Source organism: Leifsonia sp. 10N434, assembly GCF_056394405.1.
Map to the genome: position 1 here is coordinate 1052160 of NZ_JBFTHV010000001.1, position 15723 is coordinate 1067882.

The following is a 15723-nucleotide window of genomic DNA, read 5'->3' on the forward strand; positions in this document are numbered from 1 at the left end:
TCCCGCAGTGTAGCGGGGAGCAGCCTCGCGGCACAGGATGGCAAAGGGTGGCGTTCTCGGGATTGAGCGGGAGGATGGAGACATGAAGACATTCACCCTGCCCGGCACCACTCTCGAGGCCTCGAACATCATCCTGGGCCTGATGCGCATCTCGAAGCTCAGTGACGAAGAAGTCCGCGAGCTCGTGGGTTCGGCGCGCGACGCAGGGATCAACTATCTCGATCACGCCGACGTCTACGGCGACGAGCCGCACGGCTGCGAGCGCCGGTTCGGTGACGCCATGCGGCTCAGCCCGAGCGATCGCGAATCGTGGATCATCCAGTCCAAGGTGGGAATCCGCGAGGGATCCTTCGACTTCTCGAAGGATCACATCCTGACGTCGGTCGACGAGTCGCTGGAGGCCCTGCGCACCGACCACCTCGACGTGCTGCTGCTGCACCGTCCCGACACCCTCGTGGAGCCGGAAGAGGTCGCCGCCGCGTTCGAGACGCTCCACGCCGCCGGCAAGGTGCGCAACTTCGGCGTCTCCAACCACACGCCGGGGCAGGTCGAGCTGCTCAAGCGGTTCGTGCGCCAGCCGCTCGTGATCAATCAGGTGCAGCTCAGCATCACGCACGCCCCGCTCATCGCCTCCGGGATCGCCGCCAACATGGCCGGTCTCGACCAGTCGATCGACCGCGACAACGGGATCCTCGACTACAGCCGCCTGCACGACATCACGCTGCAGGCGTGGTCGCCGTTCCAGAAGGCGTTCTTCGACGGGGTCTTCCTGGGCGACCGCGAGAGCTACCCCGAGCTCAACGACGTCATCGACGAGCTGGCCGCTGCCTACGATGTGCCGCCCGCAGCCATCGCCGTCGCGTGGATCACGCGGCACCCCGCGCAGATGCAGGTGGTGCTCGGTACGACGAACCCGGGACGCGTGCGCGATTCGGCCGCCGGCTCCGACATCCCGCTGACCCGGCAGGAGTGGTACCGCCTGTTCACCGCAGCGGGCTACATCCTGCCGTAGCCGCTCGCCACGCATCGCCCGACGGGCGGTCAGCTGTCGGCGTCGACCCTGCTGCGGCGCATCCGGAGCACGATGGCGCGGACGATCACCGGTCCCACCGACAGCACGACGACGCCGATCAGGATGAGGTCGAGGTACGTCGCCACGAAGTCGGCCACACCGGGGATGTGCCCGAGCCCGTAGCCGATGAGGATCACCGCGGCCGACCACACCACGGCGCCCACGATGTTGTACGCCGTGAAGGTGGAGCGGCGCATCCTGCCGACACCCGCCGCCACCGGCGCGAAGGTGCGCACGACGGGGACGAACCGGGCCACGGTCACCGCCGCCGGGCCGAAGCGGTCGAAGAAGCGCTGGGTGCGTTCCACGCTCGCGCGGCTGAACAGCCCGGATTCCCGCCGTTCGAAGATCGCCGGGCCGCTCTTCCTCCCGATCAGGAACCCGACCTGGTCGCCGAGGATCGCGGCCACCGACACGCACAGGATGATCAGCCAGAGCGGTTGCGGGATGTGGCCGGAGAGCGTGAGCACTCCGGTGAAGAACAGCAGCGTGTCGCCGGGCAGGAAGAACCCGATGAGCAGGCCGGACTCGGCGAACACGATCGCGCACACGCCGAGCAGCGCCCACGGTCCCGCCCCGTCGATGAGGGCCTGGGGGTCGAGGAGTCCGGCATGGATGGCGATGGGTGACACAGGGTCCTTTCGGGTGGTGTTCGGTCGGCGTGTGCGGCGGAACCTGCGGCCCCGCCGGGCTGTCAGCGCTCGAGCTCGATGATGAGTTCGCGATGGGTGGCGATGCGCGTGCCCGTCTGAACGAACCCCTCGCGTTCGAGGGTGTCAAGGCCCCAGCTGTCCGGGGTCGACGGCGTGGCGGCGAACTCGACCAGCCATACGCGCTCGATTCCGACCAGCCGGTTGCGCTCGTCCGCCTGGGCGACGGAGTAGGCCCGGTCGTGCCAGGTGTCGTTCTGGGTGAACTGCACGTCGAGGGTGACATCGGTTAGGCCCGCGAAGCCTGCCGGATAGGTGTGCAGCGCCAGGCGCGGCCTCCACGAGGGGCGCACCGACTCGTCGAAGATCACGCCGTCGCCCGGATGCGCGTTGGCCCCGACCTCGGCGCTCACCTGCGCCCAGTCGCTGTCGTTCTTCGCGTACGGCGTGCGCTGCCCGATGTACACGGGAACGATGAGGGCGACGATCAGGGCGCCTGCGGCGATGCCCGCCCACCGGCGCCTGTCGGCCAGAGCCCGGATGCCGCACGCGATCAGGATCGCCGCTGCGGGCGCGCAGAACGAGACGTAGCGGGCGGTGAAGTCGGGGATCACGGCGTGGGCCGTGATCAGGATGCCCGTCGGCACGACGAGCCAGGCGATGGCGACGCCCTCGAGCGTCGGGAGGCCGCGCTTGGCGATCCACGGGGCGGGATCCGCCGTCGCCCGGATCTCGCCGCGACGCCTGCGCCATGCGACCACGACGGCGACGACGATGAGCGCCCACGCGCCCGCGGCCACCCACCACGTACCGAACCACAGCGAACCGAACAGCGTCGGGAGGGTCACCTGCTCGGACATCGCGAGGTAGGAGATCTGGTTCCGCTCGATCAGTCCCACCAGGCCGAGGGGAACGGACGCGAGGGCGGCCCCGGCGACCGCGGCGCCCCAGCCGATCAGGGTCGAGCGTCGCGCGCGCACCGATGCCAGGATCACGGCATGCACGGCCGCGAAGAGTGCGACGTACAGGAAGAAGTACGTGCCGACGGCCAGCACGGCCCCGTACGCCACCCACCAGCGCATCCGCACCTCGCGGCGGTGCAGGATCTCGATGAGGAGCGCGGTGAGCCAGGCGGCGGCCGCTGCGCTGAAGGCGTACGACCGGGCTTCTTCGCCCATGTAGGTGACGCGGGGGAGGATCACGCACACGGCGCCCGCGATGATCGCCATCCGCCGTCCTTCGAGCCGCCAGGCGATCACGACGACTGCGGCGGTCGCGAGCCCGACGGCGACGGCGCTCGGGAAGCGCAGAGCGAACGGCGAGGTCCCGAAGACCCGGATCCACCAGTGCAGGCCGAGGTAGTAGGTGCCGTGCACGGCGTCGACGTGGCCGAGCATCCCGGCCAGCGAGGGGAGGGAGCGCTCGGCGGACATGAGGCTCGCGGCCTCGTCGCCCCAGAGGGAGGGGATCCACGATCCGGTTGCTGCGATCGACGTCGCCAGCAGGCCGGCGAGCGAGGCGACGAACCAGCGCGCACCGGTGAGCGCGCCGAGGGCGGCGCGCGTGCGGGGTGTCGGCTTCGTTGCGACGAGTGACATCGAGACCTCCCCTCTGATGGCGAACGGTCTTCCCCAGTTCAGCCGGTCCGGTCTCAGAATCCTCCAAGAGAATGCAGGGGCGATCCTTCTGAGGTGTACATCTCGGGAACTTCTGTGAACGGTCCGCGCACGGAGCGCGGGCGGCCGCGCGCGTCAGGCGAGGGGGAGGCTCAGCTCGAGCACTGTGCCCGCCTCGCCCGTCTGCGCCACGTCGACTCCGCCGCCGTAGCGCGCCGCGATCTCCCGCACCAGTGCGAGACCGATGCCGAAGCTCGGTCGCGCGTCGGCACCTGCGGGTCGCGGCGCCCGCGCGAAGCGGTCGAAGATGCGCTGCGGGTCGATGCCTTGGATGCCGGGGCCCGCGTCGGCCACGGTCAGCAGCATCCTGCGCCCCTGGGTTCTGACCGTCACCGTGATGGTGGAGGCGTCGGGCGCATAGGTGAGCGCGTTGTCGACGAGCGCGGTCACACAGCGCTGCAGACTCGCGATCGGCACCGCCACCGACGGCTCCCCGTCCGCGTCGAAGACCACCCGGATGCCACGTGGCTGCGCCAGCACCCGCATCGCCTCGACGGCGCGCTCAACGGCCGGGACAACCGGGATCGGCTCGGGGGACGCATCCTGGGGGTCGGCGGCGAGGAGCAGATCGTTGACGATGTCGATCAGCGCTCGGGTGTCCGCGCGCAGCTCCTCGACGATCGGCGAGGAGGGGTCGTCGGCCGGGAGCCTCCGCTGCAGGATCTGCAGCCGCGCGTCGAGCACGGCGAGGGGCGTGCGGAGCTCGTGGCTCGCATCCTGCACGAAGGCCTTCTGCATGTGGAGGGCCCGGCCGAGCGGGCCGACCGCTCGGCGCGTGATGATCAGGCTGGCCACGCCGGCGACCGCCACCGCGAGCACCCCGACCACGATGAACGCCACCAGCGCCTCGGTGGTGTCGATGTAGATCTTGTGCTCACCGGGGCGCGGCTTCTCCGCCAGCTCCGACGGCCGCAACTGGTCCAGCACGAAGAAGAACGCCACCCCGATCGCGGCGATCACCAGGGCGCCGGAGGCGATGGTGATCTGCAGGCCTACGATCCGCGAGGCGCGTCGGACGGCCGTGGCGTCGATGTCGGTCTCGGAGCGGCGACTCACGGCTGTCCCAATCGATACCCCTCGCCGCGCACTGTAGCGATGAGGTCCTTGTCGGTCTTGCGGCGCACGTAGTGCACGTAGGTGTCGACCGTTCCGGGCTGGTCGTCGCTCTCGAACACCTCACGGAGGATCTGGCGGCGCGTGAAGGTGCGGAGCGGGTTCTCGGCCAGCAGCCGCACGAGCGCGCTCTCCCGCACGGTGAGCTGGATGCGCCCGTCGTACGGCGAGTAGATGCAGCGGCTCTCCGGATAGAACTGCCACTCGCCGATGGGCAGCGCCGGTCCCTCGCCGGTGAACGTGCGGGTGAGCGCTCGCAGCCGCGCGAGCAGTTCATCGAACTCGAACGGTTTGACCAGATAGTCGTTCGCGCCGGCGTCGAGCCCGTTCACCCGGTCCGCGACGGCGCCGAGCGCGGTGAGCATCAGGATGGGCGTGACCACCCGGCGCGCACGGAGCGTCTCGACGATGGTCACCCCGTCGGTCCCCGGCAGCCGGCGATCGACCACGATGACATCGAACGGGTCGGCCAGCCCGACGCGCAGACCTTCGTCGCCGTCGGCGACCAGGGTGACGTCGTAGGTCTCGGCCAGGACCTGCTCGATCAACGGTCCGAGGCGCGGGTCGTCCTCGACCAGCAGCACCAGTTGCCGTTCACGCTCCATGACTGCTCAATCTACTGGTCCGCATCTCAGCGGTTTCTTAGTGCGGGGGTGGCACCGTGTTGCCGTGCTGCGCAACAAAGTTCCCGAAGTGACCGCCCTGTTCTGGGTGGCCAAGGTCCTCACCACCGCGATGGGCGAGACGACGTCCGACTTCCTGGTGCACCAGATCGATCCGCCGGTCGCCGTCGCCGGGGCCGCCGTGGTGCTCGCCGCGACGCTCATCCTGCAGTTCGCGGTGCGCCGCTACATCCCCTGGGTCTACTGGCTCGCGGTGTTGATGGTCGCCGTATTCGGAACGATGGTCGCCGACGTGATCCACGTGCAGTTCGGCGTGCCGTATCTGGTCTCGACGTCGGCCTTCCTGGTGATCCTGGCCGCCGTGTTCGCCGTCTGGTACGCCACGCAGCGCACCCTCTCTGTGCACCACATCGATACACGACCGCGCGAGTTCTTCTACTGGGCAGCAGTGATGACGACCTTCGCGCTCGGCACGGCCGTCGGCGACCTGACCGCGGTGACCTTCAGCCTCGGCTACCTGACGTCGGGCATCCTGTTCGCCGCGCTGTTCGCGCTGCCGGGCGTCGCCTACCGCTGGTGGGGGCTCGGCGCAACCGCCGCGTTCTGGATGTCGTACGTGCTGACGCGTCCGTTCGGCGCGTCCCTCTCGGACTGGCTGGCCCTGCCGCCCGCGCGCCACGGCCTCGGCTTCGGCACGGGCGCGGTGAGCCTGGTGCTGTTCGCCGGCATCGTGGTCTGCGTCGTGGTGATGTCGGTGCGCCGCCGCACCCCGACCGGCGAACTGCCCGACGCCGTCGCCGCGTGACCGGCCGGCCGCGCCGTCAGACCATCGTGTCGAGGATCCCCACGAGCTGCTCGAACGTCGTCATCGGGTTCAGGATGGCGAACCGCGTGTTCGGGCGCCCCGCGTGCGAGCTCGGCGTGACGAACGCGCGCTGCTCGTCCAGCAGCCGGGCGGACCAGGCCGAGTAGTCGGCGCGGTCCCAGCCGTCGCGCTCGAACACCACCACGGAGAGCTGCGGCTGCCGCACGAGGCGGAAGCCCTCGCGCGACTCGATCTCGGCCGCGATGCGCTGGGTCAGCCGCAGCGACGCGCTGACCGCCTCGCGATAGGCGTTCTCGCCGTAGGTCGCGAGCGAGAACCAGAGGGGAAGCCCGCGCGCACGCCGGGTGAGGTGCGCGGCGTAGTCCGACGGGCTCCACTCGGCGGTCTCGGTGAGGGTGTCGAGGTATTCGGCGTGCTGCGTGTGGGCGCGGCGCCCCGCCTCGGGGTCGCGGTAGATGAGCGCGCAGGCGTCGAACGGGGCGAAGAGCCACTTGTGTGGGTCGACGATGACGGAGTCGGCGTGCTCGACGCCGGCGAACCGGTCGCGGGCGAGCTGGGAGAGCATCCCGGCCAGGCCGTAGGCGCCGTCGACGTGCAGCCAGAACGTGAACTCGGGGCGCAAGGCGGCGATCGTGGCGATGTCGTCGACGATCCCGAAGTTGGTGGAGCCGGCGGTGGCAACGACGGCGAATACGGCAGTGCCGTGCTCCTCGAGCGCCGGGCGCACGTTCGCGCCGCTCAGCATGCCGCCCTCGGCGGGGGCGACCGGCACCACGTCGACGTCCATCACCCTGGCGGCCGAGGCGATCGACGAGTGGGCCTCGGCGCTGCAGACGATCTTCCAGCGTGCGGGCAGCTCGGCGCCGGCATCCGTCAGGGTTGCGCGGGCGTGATCGCGGGCCGCGACGAGCGCGGACAGGTTGCCGAGCGTGCCGCCCTGCACGAAGACGCCGCCGGCGGTCTCGGGAAGACCGAACTCCTTCGCGAGCCACGAGAGCACCTCGTTCTCGGCGTAGACCGCTCCGGAGCCTTCGAGCCACGAGCCGCCGTACACCGCGCTGGCCGAGACGACCAGGTCGAACGCCGTGGCGGCCTTGGTGGGCGCGGTCGGGATGAACGACAGGTACTGGGGGTGGTCCGTGGTGATGCAGGCGGGAGCCAGCACGTGCTCGAAGAGCGCGAGGGCGCGCTTGGCGCCGATGCCGTTGTCGAGGATCGACGAGCCGGCCAGCCGACGCAGCTCCGGTTCGGCCATCGGCTTGTCGAGCGGGGTGTCACTGCTCAGGATGCGCCGGCGCGAGTAGTCGAGCACGAGGTCGACGATCTCCTCGGTCTCGTGGGAGACGGCGTGCATCCGGGTGGCGGGCGTCTCGTTGTGGCGTTCCATGGTGTCCTCTCTGGGCCGCGCGGCGCGTGCGACGGCTGGTGGCTGCGGCGACGGCGGGTGCGGCTACGACAGGCTGCCACATCCGGATGCGCGAATGCACATTTGCGAGCGCAAGGCTCCGTTCGGCGATCGAATCGTGCGCAATTCAGTGCTTCGACGCAGAAAACGTGCGCTACGCCGCTTTCGGCTCGCCATGCGCCCTCGGCTCGCCATGCGCCCTCGGCTCCTCACGTGCCCCCGGCGGCGGTGTAGTGCCGGACGACGACAGGCTCCGACGACAACGCCGATGCTGCGCGCACGAGATCGAGGTCGTACCGGGTCTGGCGGTCTTCGTGCTGAGCCAGGTGCTCGCGCCACGATCCGGTGCTGAACTCCTCGAGGTAGGTGTTCTCCGCGTCGCGGCTGCGGTACAGCACCCAGTGCCGCGCGCCCGTGCGCCGGCGGCTGCGCTCGAGCATCCGCATCGTGTCGAGGAAGTCCGCCTGCTTCTCCGGCGGGATGACGTAGGTGAGCAGCACCAGCGTCGCCGCCTCGTCGGACTCGTCGCCGACGGGGACGCCCGGCAGCTCGCTCAGCGGCAGCTGCGCGGTCGACCGGTCCATGCCCTCCGTGCGGATCAGCGGCCAGATCAGCTGCGACGCGGCGGCCGCGACGATGATGACGGACGCTCCGACGATGACCGCCGGGATCCCGAACACCTGCGCCAGGATGCCCGACAGGATGGCGCCGGCCGCCGTGCTCCCGAAGAACACCAGCTGGTACACGGAGACGCCGCGGGTACGCACCCAGACCGGCAGGAACGCCTGCACCGCGCCGTTCAGCGACGCGACGACCCCGATCCAGGCGACGCCGATCACGACCAGCACGGGGATGATCAGCAGCAGCGGCGCGTCGAACGCGAGGATGAGCATCCCGATCCCGTAGATCGCGGACGCGACGAGCGTGAGCGTGTTGAGACCCCAGCGGGCCCGGATGCGCGGCAGCAGAAGAGACCCGCCGATGGCGCCCACGCCGAGTGCGGTGAGGAGCAGGCCGTAGCCGCCGGCGTCCAAGTGCAACCGCCCCTCGGCGACCAGCGGAAGCAGCGCCCACATCGCGTTGGCCGGGATCACGAAGAGCGCGAGGCAGATGATGATGCGCCGCACCACGCCCGCGTTCCAGACGTACCGGATGCCCGCGCGCGTCGCGTCGACGAACGGCTCGGCACGCTGCGGCGGGGGATGGTAGCCGCGCCACCCCAGCAGGATCACGAGGAACAGTACGAACGTGGCCGTGTCGATCAGGAACACGGCGGGAACCCCGATGAAGGCGATGAGCGCTCCGGCGACGGCAGGCCCGATGGCCCGGGCGACGTTGACGCCGATGGAACTGAGCGCGGCGGCGTTCGCGATCTGCGCGCGGGGGACGAGTTCGGGGACGAGCGCCTGATACGCCGGGAGCTGCACGGCGCTGCCGGCCCCGAGCAGGAACGTCAGGATCAGCAGCAGGCTCGGCGGCATCGCCCCCAGCCAGGTCAGCACGGTGAGCAACAGGCCGACGACCACCTGGAACGCCTGAACCGCGATCAGCAGGCTGCGCCGGTTGAGGAACTCGCCGAGCACGCCCGAGGGCAGGCCGAGCACGAGGAACGGCAGCGCGGACGCCGCCTGCACGAGTGGCACGAGCGCGGTCGCGTTCGGCTGCTCCACCAGCAGCCACTGGGCGCCGACGGTCTGCATCCACGTGCCGATGCTGCTGACGACCGAGGCGATCCACAGCGCGCGGAAGATCGTGACCCGCAGCGGCGCGAGCGCCGAGAGCGATTCCGTGCTGCTGTCGTTCATCCGTGCCCTCCGACGGCCTTCAGCGATAACGTCGGGGGAATACTACGACGACGAGGTGGCGGATGGACGATGGGGCGGAACTGAGGGTCGGCGATCGCGCGGTGCGGTATTACGACAGCGGGCCGGTCGGCGCGGCGGCCGGCGGCGGTGGTCTCACCGCGTTCTGGCACCACGGGACGCCGCAGACCGGCCGGCTCCTCGCGCCGGTGGTGGAGGCGGCCGCCGAGCGGGGCATCCGGATCGTCTCGGTCACGCGTCCGTCGTACGAGGGGAGTTCGCCGCTGCCGGGTCGCTCGATCGCCGCTGCGGCGCGCGACGTGCTCGCGGTCGCGGATGCGCTGGGCATCCGGAAGTTCGCGACCGTCGGGGCGTCCGGTGGCGGGTCGCATGCGCTCGCCTGCGCCGGCCTGGCTCCCGACCGCGTGTTCGCCGTCGTGGCGCTCGCCGCGGTCGCCCCGTACACCGACGAGATCGGCTGGTTCGACGGGATGGCGGCGGACGGCGCCCTCCGGTCTGCGCGCGAGAGCCGGGACGCCCGCGCGCGGTTCGCCGAGACCGCCGAGTTCGACGAGAGCAGCTTCGTCCGCGCCGACTGGACGGCACTCGAGGGCGCCTGGGGCGTGCTCGGCGCCGACGCGGGACGAGCGGGGGGCGCGGGACCGGGCGGCGAGATCGACGACGACGTGGCCTACGTGAGCGACTGGGGCGTGGAACTCGCCGAGATCGAGGCGCCCGTGCTGCTCGTGCAGGGCGGCCTCGACCGTGTCGTGCCGGCCGCGCACGCCCAGTGGATGCTCGGACGCCTGCCGCGCGCCGAGCTCTGGCTGCGCCCGCGCGAGGGACACATCTCGGTGCTCGGTGCACTGCCGGTGGCCTTCGACTGGATCGTCGACATGGAACGTCCGGCCTAGCCGGCGGAATCGTCCCGCCGCTCGTCGGGGCGTTCCGGGTCGCCGAGGCAGTCGTCGATGAGCGCGAAGAGTTCCGCGCTGGCCAGGATGCGGAAGTGACCGCCGACCGGCAGCTGCACATTCCGCGCGCCGTCGAGCGCGCTGCCGTTCGGGATGTGCGGGTCGAACCACCCGGAGACGGAGACGATCCGGGCGTTCGCATCCGACGCGAGGGCCAGCTGCCGCAGGGCTTCGTCCGACGGCTGCAGCGACCGCACGCTCTGGAACGGCACGAACCGCGCCAGGGTCGATCCGGAGAACGGCGTGCACACCGCGACGAGCAGCCGCACGCGACCGGTCACCTCGGGGATCCCGAGCAGTTGCTTGGCGATGAGGCCGCCCTTGCTGTGCGCCACGATCGTGACGTCGCGCAGATCGTGCCGCTCCAGGTACTCCGCGACCGTGCGAGCGCCGTCGGCGATCGAGCCGAGGTTGCGCTCGAGCGCGGTGATCACGTGGACCGGATGCCCGCTCTCGTGCACGTGCCGCGCGAGCGGCCGCAGGAAGCGCCATGTCTCGAAGATGCCGGGCAGGAGCACGACCGGCGCGCGATCGCCGTCGATCTCCACGAGCGCCTCCGGGGTGCCGCGGTCGAACTCGGCGCGCACCTGGTGCCGGATGGCGTACTCGTAGTCGGCCGCCACGACGCCCGCTCGCCGCAGCAGTCCCAAGCCGCGACGGCCCCAGTCCTGCGCGACGGCGACCGCCGCCCCCGCCTGTCGTGCCGGTCCGTCCGTCATCCGGACTCCCTTCCTCCCGCACCGCCGTGCCCGCGCACCCAGCGAACTCTGTTTCGGCGCCGTTCGCCAGTACTGGACCGATGACTGTTCACCATCGGGTGGATGCCCGGGGCGAGGCGGCGCGTCAGCGCAGCGGGCGCAGGTGCGCCGGGGCCGGCCAGGCCAGTGTGTACTCGATCCGCGGCGCCCCGACGGCGCTGGCCGCGCCGAACTCGTCGTTCAGCAGCCGGATGCCCTCTGTGCTGACCTCCGTGATCCGCACGCGCCTGCGCTCGCCGTCCTCGAGCTCGAGCAGGTACGGCTCCGCGAGGAAGCCGAGGCCGCGCTCCTCGAGCTGCTCCTCCGCCGACAGCCAGTCCGTCGCCGCGCTCACGTCGCGCCCGAGCAGGTCGACGGGCACGAACGACTCGCCCTCCGGGCGCATCCAGCCCACGAGTTCTCCGTCGTGACGGCGGTGTTCGATCCAGTCGGTGATGTCCACCGCACGACGCTACCGCTCGGCGGCCGGCGCGCGCATCCGTGTGACAGCGAAGTGCGCCCCGGCGCTACGCTCCCGGCGCTACGCCTCCGGCTGACGGTGCCTGCCGACAGCGGTGATGACCGCCTCGCGGAACGCCAGGGCCAGCTCGGCGGCATCCGGCCGGTCGGCCGGCTCGCGCGCGGTCATCCGGGTGAGAAGCACGCTCCAGTCGTCCGGGAGGTCGGCAGGGATCGGCGGGTCGTTCTGCAGCCGGGCCAGTGCCGAGTCGACGATGCCGCCCGGGAACGCGATCGAGCCGGTGAAGCATTCGAGCAGCACGAGACCGAGCGAGTAGATGTCGCTCGTCGTCGTCGCCTGCTGGTGCGAGGCCTGCTCCGGGCTGAGGTAGGCGGCGGTGCCGGTGGTGACGCCCGACTCGTCGGGATGCGGCTCCGACGTGTCGACCGCGATGCCGAAGTCGGTGAGCCGGGCACGGGCGCGGAAGGCCGACGTGCCGTACTCGACGAGCATGACGTTGGACGGCTTGATGTCGCGGTGGATGACGCCCTGGGCGTGCACGTACTCGAGCGCTTCGGCGAGGTCGAAGGCGATCTCGCTGATCTCGCGCACCGACAGCCGGCGCTGGGCGAGCGTGGTCGCGAGGTCGGCGCCGGAGACGAGCTCCATGACGAGGAACGGACGGGGGTCATCCGGTGCTGAGTAGTCGACGCCCGCATCGATCAGCGACACGATGCCGTGGTGGCTGAGGCGCGCGAGAGCGCTCAGCTCCGTGTGGTGTTGCTCCATATCGGCCTGCCCGCCGGAGCGGAAGACCTTCAGTGCGACCTCACGCCCCAGGATCTCGTCCCGGGCACGGAAGATCGTCGCCATGCCTCCCCGGCCGACGAGGCTCTCCGGTCGGTACCGGCCGAGCAACGCAGGAACGGTCGGCTCCGATAACGCTGCCATCATGCCTCCGCTCGCCAGTGTAGAGAACGATCCGGGAGCCCGCGCATCGGAGCGAGGGGGTTGACACGCGCGCTCCCGATATGCGAATCGGCCGGAAACTCCGGCGAACCCGTGCACTTGCCGAAAGGTTCGTCTACCCCATAGAGACACCCGGATGCACGGCGTACGTTCCCCAGTGTTGTCGCTCCGGGCAACGCGAAAGCACGGTTGCCGAACCGGGCAACGGGGAAAGGACATCACATGGGTGCATCGGACAAGATCGAGAACGCCGCTGAAGACGTCAAGGGCAAGGCCAAGGAAGCAGTGGGCCACGCCACCGGCAACGACGAGAAGGTCGCGGAGGGCAAGGCCGACCAGGCCAAGTCCGACGTCAAGCAGGCCGGCGAGAACGTCAAGGACGCGTTCAAGCACTGATCCACGTGCCGTGCGCGGCGCCTGCCGATCGCGTGCCGCGTCGAGAGAAGGGTGAGACTCCGTCCACGGGTCTCACCCTTCCTCTGTGTCTGGGGGTCAGCCGTCGCGGTCCGGGCGGGTCAGCGGTTGCGCGGTGAGCCGAGCCAGTCGAGCAGGCGGTCGAGCGGCCACGTCGTCACGATCCGGTCGAGCGGCACCCCGTTGGATGCCGCGCGTGCCGCCCCGTACTGCAAGAAGTCGAGCTGGCCGGGGGCGTGCGCATCCGTGTCGATGCTGAACACGCAGCCGGCGTCGAGGGCAAGGGCGATGAGGTCGTCGGGCGGGTCCTGACGCTCCGGACGCGAATTGATCTCGACCGCGACATCGTTTTCGGCGCAGGCGGCGAACACCGCTGCCGCGTCGAATTCCGAGGGCGGCCGCGTTCCGCGTGAGCCCTCCACGAGGCGTCCGGTGACGTGCCCGAGCACGTTCGTGTTCGGATCCCGGATGCCTGCGAGCATCCGGCGCGTCATGGTCGCGCGGTCCGACCGCAGCTTGGAGTGCACGCTCGCGACGACGACGTCGAGGCGGCCGAGGAGCTCGGGTGTCTGGTCGAGTTCGCCCGATTCGAGGATGTCCACCTCGATGCCGGTCAGCAGCGCGAAGCCGTCGCCCGCTTCGGCGTCGAGCCGTTCGACGAGCGCGAGCTGCTCGGTCAGTCGTTCGGCATCGAGGCCGTTGGCGACCTTCAGGTTCGGCGAGTGGTCCGTGATCGCCTGGTATTCGCGACCGAGCGCCTGCGCCGCCGACGCCATCAGCTCGATCGGTGTGCCGCCGTCGGACCACTCGCTGTGACTGTGCAGATCGCCTCGCAGCGCGGCGAGCACGTCGCCCCCGCCATCGGCCAGCGGATGCGCACCCGACTCGCGCAGGCCGGCCAGGTAGTCGGGGACGCCGCCCTCAAGCGCCTGGGTGATCACCTGGTACGTGCGGTCGCCGATCCCCTTGGTGCGCTTGAGGCGGCCGTCGTCTGCGCGACGCTGCAGCTCATCCGGATCGAGGGGGGCGATGATCGCCGCCGCACGCCGGAACGCCTGCACCTTGAAGCTGGGTGCCAGCTCGCGTTCCAGCCAGAAGGCGATCTCGTTGAGCGCGTCGACAGGGTTCATCTGCCCATCATCCCCGTGTGCGCCGGTGTGGGCTACTGTGGCACTCACCCACAGAGGAGGATCACGTGAGCGAACGCGCCGAAATCGCCTTCGAAGGCCTGCTGGAAGAACTGCTGCAAGACCCGGATGACGACGTCGCGGCCACGGAAGGCGCTCTGTACGTGCATGGTCGGCTCTTCGCGCGCCTCGACGGAGACGCGCTCGTGGTCGATCTGCCCGCCGAACGCACGGCCGACCTCATCGAGCGCGGCGTGGCCGAGCCGGGATCCGCCGGCGTGGTCGAAGCGCGGGGCGCCTGGGCACGCGTCGGCGACACCGAGGACTGGCCCGAACTGGCGAGCGAAGCCCACCAATTCGTCGGTGAGCCCGCCGTCGGCAAGGACTCGTAGCACCGGAGTCGTAACACCGCGATAGCTCGGTCGGGGCGTCAGCCCTTGTCCTTCTTGACCTTGCCCTTCCCGGGGCCGGGGCCGTCGTCGTTCCCGGGCTTCCCGTTGCCCTTCTCGTTTCCCTTGTCGCTCGGTGTCGTGGTGGGCGTCGCGGGAGTGGGCGCTGCTGGTGCCGTGACCGACGGGGTCGGCCGGGGGCTCGGGGGTGTGCTGCTCACGGGGGCGACGGGTGCCACAGTCTGCGACGGTATATGCGAGGGGGTGGCAGCGGGCGCGTTGGCGCCGATCCACGCGCCGACGCCGATCACCGCCGCGATGGCGACCACGGCGACGGCGACGATGGCGCCGATGAGTCCGCGGCGCGGACGCCTGGCGGGCGGCTCCGCAATCGGCGGCGGGGCCGACGCCTGTGTGAGCAGGAGCGTGGGGTCATCCGGCGTGGCACCCGCACCGACACCCGCACCCGCAGCACCCGCACCCGCGCCCCCCGCCACGACCGTCGCTGGCGCCGTCTCATCCTCTCCGGGCGCCCACCCGTCCAGCTCGGCGGCGTGCTCCCTCGCCCGTACGGCGACCTCGAGCGCATCCGGTCGTGCCTCCGGCGCGCGCGCCGTCATCGCGGTGAGCAGCTCCGCCCACGCGGGCGGGAGGTTCGATGGCACCAGCGGATCGCGCACCACTCGCGCGCCGAGCGACTCGGCAGCGGTCCCCGGGAAGGCGCGGTTGCCGGTCAGCGCTTCGATGAGCACGAGGCCGAGGGAGTAGATGTCGGCCGCCGGGCCGGGTTCGGCGCCGTGGGCCTGCTCGGGGCTCAGGTAGGCGGCCGTGCCGATCACGATGCCGTTGCTCGTGATCCTCTCCGATCCCACGAGATGGGCGATGCCGAAGTCGGCGAGCTTGCCTCGGTAGGGCACCGACGGCAGGCCGGTGAGCGCGAGCAGGATGTTCGCCGGCTTCAGATCGCGGTGCACCACCCCGGCCGCGTGCACGGCCACGAGTGCCTCAGCGAGTTCGACCGCCAGCGCGGCGACCTCGGGAGCCGGCAGCGGACCCCGCTTCAGCTCGTCGCGCAGGCTCGGTCCGTCGACCAGTTCCATCACCAGGTAGCTGGGATCCTCGTCGGCGTCGGACGCCGCGAGGTGCGCATCGAAGAGGGTCACCAGGTTCGGGTGGTTGAGCCGGGCGAGCAGCTGGGTCTCGGCGCGGCGGCGTGCATCGTCGCTGGCCTCGCCTGCCGCGAACACCTTGACGGCGACGGCCCGATCGAGCTGCAGGTCCTGCGCGCTGTAGACGGTGGCCATACCCCCGCGTCCGATCACGCGGACGAGTTGGAACCGTGCACCGAACACGCGTCCGGTCGGGTGGTCGATCGTGGTGCTCCTTTCGTGAGCCCTAGAGTCCGGACCACTGTAGACGCCTCCGGGCCGATCGCACAGTCACAGGGAATACCTAGATTAACTAGCGATTTCGGGTCTTGAATGGA

The 15723-nt window shown here is 70.6% G+C and carries 16 protein-coding genes; 5 read left to right on the plus strand and 11 right to left on the minus strand.

Annotated elements, in window-relative coordinates; all coding sequences use genetic code 11:
• Window positions 1–82: 82 nt before the first annotated feature.
• Window positions 83–1012, plus strand: a complete 930-nt coding sequence (locus tag AC1DB1_RS05180; RefSeq protein ID WP_477199997.1) for an aldo/keto reductase — start codon at window positions 83–85, stop codon at window positions 1010–1012.
• Between the two features lie 29 nt (window positions 1013–1041).
• Here AC1DB1_RS05180 and AC1DB1_RS05185 read toward each other — a convergent pair whose 3' ends face one another.
• The 4 genes from AC1DB1_RS05185 to AC1DB1_RS05200 all read right to left on the minus strand — a co-directional run bounded on the left by AC1DB1_RS05185 (window position 1042) and on the right by AC1DB1_RS05200 (window position 5116).
• Window positions 1042–1704, minus strand: a complete 663-nt coding sequence (locus AC1DB1_RS05185; protein WP_477199998.1) for a DedA family protein — start codon at window positions 1702–1704, stop codon at window positions 1042–1044.
• A gap of 62 nt (window positions 1705–1766) precedes the next feature.
• Window positions 1767–3320 carry a glycosyltransferase family 39 protein gene (locus tag AC1DB1_RS05190; RefSeq protein WP_477199999.1) on the minus strand — a complete coding sequence of 518 codons (1554 nt, stop codon included), beginning with the start codon at window positions 3318–3320 and terminating at the stop codon, window positions 1767–1769.
• Between the two features lie 153 nt (window positions 3321–3473).
• Window positions 3474–4454 (minus strand): sensor histidine kinase, encoded by a 981-nt coding sequence (locus AC1DB1_RS05195; RefSeq protein WP_477200000.1) that lies wholly within the window; start codon window positions 4452–4454, stop codon window positions 3474–3476.
• Window positions 4451–5116 carry a response regulator transcription factor gene (locus AC1DB1_RS05200; RefSeq protein WP_477200001.1) on the minus strand — a complete coding sequence of 222 codons (666 nt, stop codon included), beginning with the start codon at window positions 5114–5116 and terminating at the stop codon, window positions 4451–4453. Before AC1DB1_RS05200 ends, AC1DB1_RS05195 begins: the two co-directional genes overlap by 4 nt.
• Before the next feature lie 64 nt (window positions 5117–5180).
• On the opposite strand from AC1DB1_RS05200, the gene AC1DB1_RS05205 reads away from it, so the two are divergent.
• Window positions 5181–5939, plus strand: coding sequence for a COG4705 family protein (locus AC1DB1_RS05205; protein WP_477200002.1), 759 nt, complete (start codon window positions 5181–5183; stop codon window positions 5937–5939).
• Window positions 5940–5955: 16 nt separating this feature from the next.
• Here the strand turns inward: AC1DB1_RS05205 and AC1DB1_RS05210 are convergent, their stop codons facing one another.
• Together AC1DB1_RS05210 and AC1DB1_RS05215 are read right to left on the minus strand one after the other, a co-directional pair.
• Entirely contained in the window at window positions 5956–7347 is a 1392-nt protein-coding gene (locus AC1DB1_RS05210) for a pyridoxal phosphate-dependent decarboxylase family protein (protein ID WP_477200003.1), read from the minus strand.
• Window positions 7348–7574: 227 nt separating this feature from the next.
• Window positions 7575–9170, minus strand: coding sequence for an MFS transporter (locus AC1DB1_RS05215; protein ID WP_477200004.1), 1596 nt, complete (start codon window positions 9168–9170; stop codon window positions 7575–7577).
• Between the two features lie 62 nt (window positions 9171–9232).
• Between AC1DB1_RS05215 and AC1DB1_RS05220 the strand changes: the two genes are divergently transcribed.
• Window positions 9233–10081 carry an alpha/beta fold hydrolase gene (locus AC1DB1_RS05220; RefSeq protein ID WP_477200005.1) on the plus strand — a complete coding sequence of 283 codons (849 nt, stop codon included), beginning with the start codon at window positions 9233–9235 and terminating at the stop codon, window positions 10079–10081.
• Here AC1DB1_RS05220 and AC1DB1_RS05225 read toward each other — a convergent pair.
• The 3 genes from AC1DB1_RS05225 to AC1DB1_RS05235 form a co-directional block, all read right to left on the minus strand.
• Complete coding sequence (locus AC1DB1_RS05225) at window positions 10078–10860, minus strand: esterase/lipase family protein (RefSeq protein WP_477200006.1); 783 nt, start codon at window positions 10858–10860, stop codon at window positions 10078–10080. The genes AC1DB1_RS05220 and AC1DB1_RS05225 overlap by 4 nt on opposite strands.
• A gap of 124 nt (window positions 10861–10984) precedes the next feature.
• Entirely contained in the window at window positions 10985–11341 is a 357-nt protein-coding gene (locus AC1DB1_RS05230) for a hypothetical protein (RefSeq protein WP_271177541.1), read from the minus strand.
• A gap of 78 nt (window positions 11342–11419) precedes the next feature.
• Window positions 11420–12292: a serine/threonine-protein kinase gene (locus tag AC1DB1_RS05235; protein WP_477200007.1), complete on the minus strand. Its 873-nt coding sequence runs from the start codon at window positions 12290–12292 to the stop codon at window positions 11420–11422.
• Window positions 12293–12529: 237 nt separating this feature from the next.
• Between AC1DB1_RS05235 and AC1DB1_RS05240 the strand changes: the two genes are divergently transcribed.
• Window positions 12530–12703, plus strand: a complete 174-nt coding sequence (locus AC1DB1_RS05240; protein WP_271177539.1) for a CsbD family protein — start codon at window positions 12530–12532, stop codon at window positions 12701–12703.
• A 119-nt stretch (window positions 12704–12822) separates the two neighbouring features.
• On the opposite strand, the gene AC1DB1_RS05245 is transcribed toward AC1DB1_RS05240, so the two are convergent.
• A complete protein-coding gene (locus tag AC1DB1_RS05245; protein ID WP_477200008.1) occupies window positions 12823–13851 on the minus strand; it encodes a PHP domain-containing protein in 1029 nt (342 codons plus the stop codon).
• 65 nt (window positions 13852–13916) lie between these two features.
• On the opposite strand from AC1DB1_RS05245, the gene AC1DB1_RS05250 reads away from it, so the two are divergent.
• Window positions 13917–14240, plus strand: coding sequence for a hypothetical protein (locus AC1DB1_RS05250; protein ID WP_271177537.1), 324 nt, complete (start codon window positions 13917–13919; stop codon window positions 14238–14240).
• A 38-nt stretch (window positions 14241–14278) separates the two neighbouring features.
• Here AC1DB1_RS05250 and AC1DB1_RS05255 read toward each other — a convergent pair whose 3' ends face one another.
• Complete coding sequence (locus AC1DB1_RS05255) at window positions 14279–15589, minus strand: serine/threonine-protein kinase (protein ID WP_477200009.1); 1311 nt, start codon at window positions 15587–15589, stop codon at window positions 14279–14281.
• Between the last annotated feature and the right edge of the window lie 134 nt (window positions 15590–15723).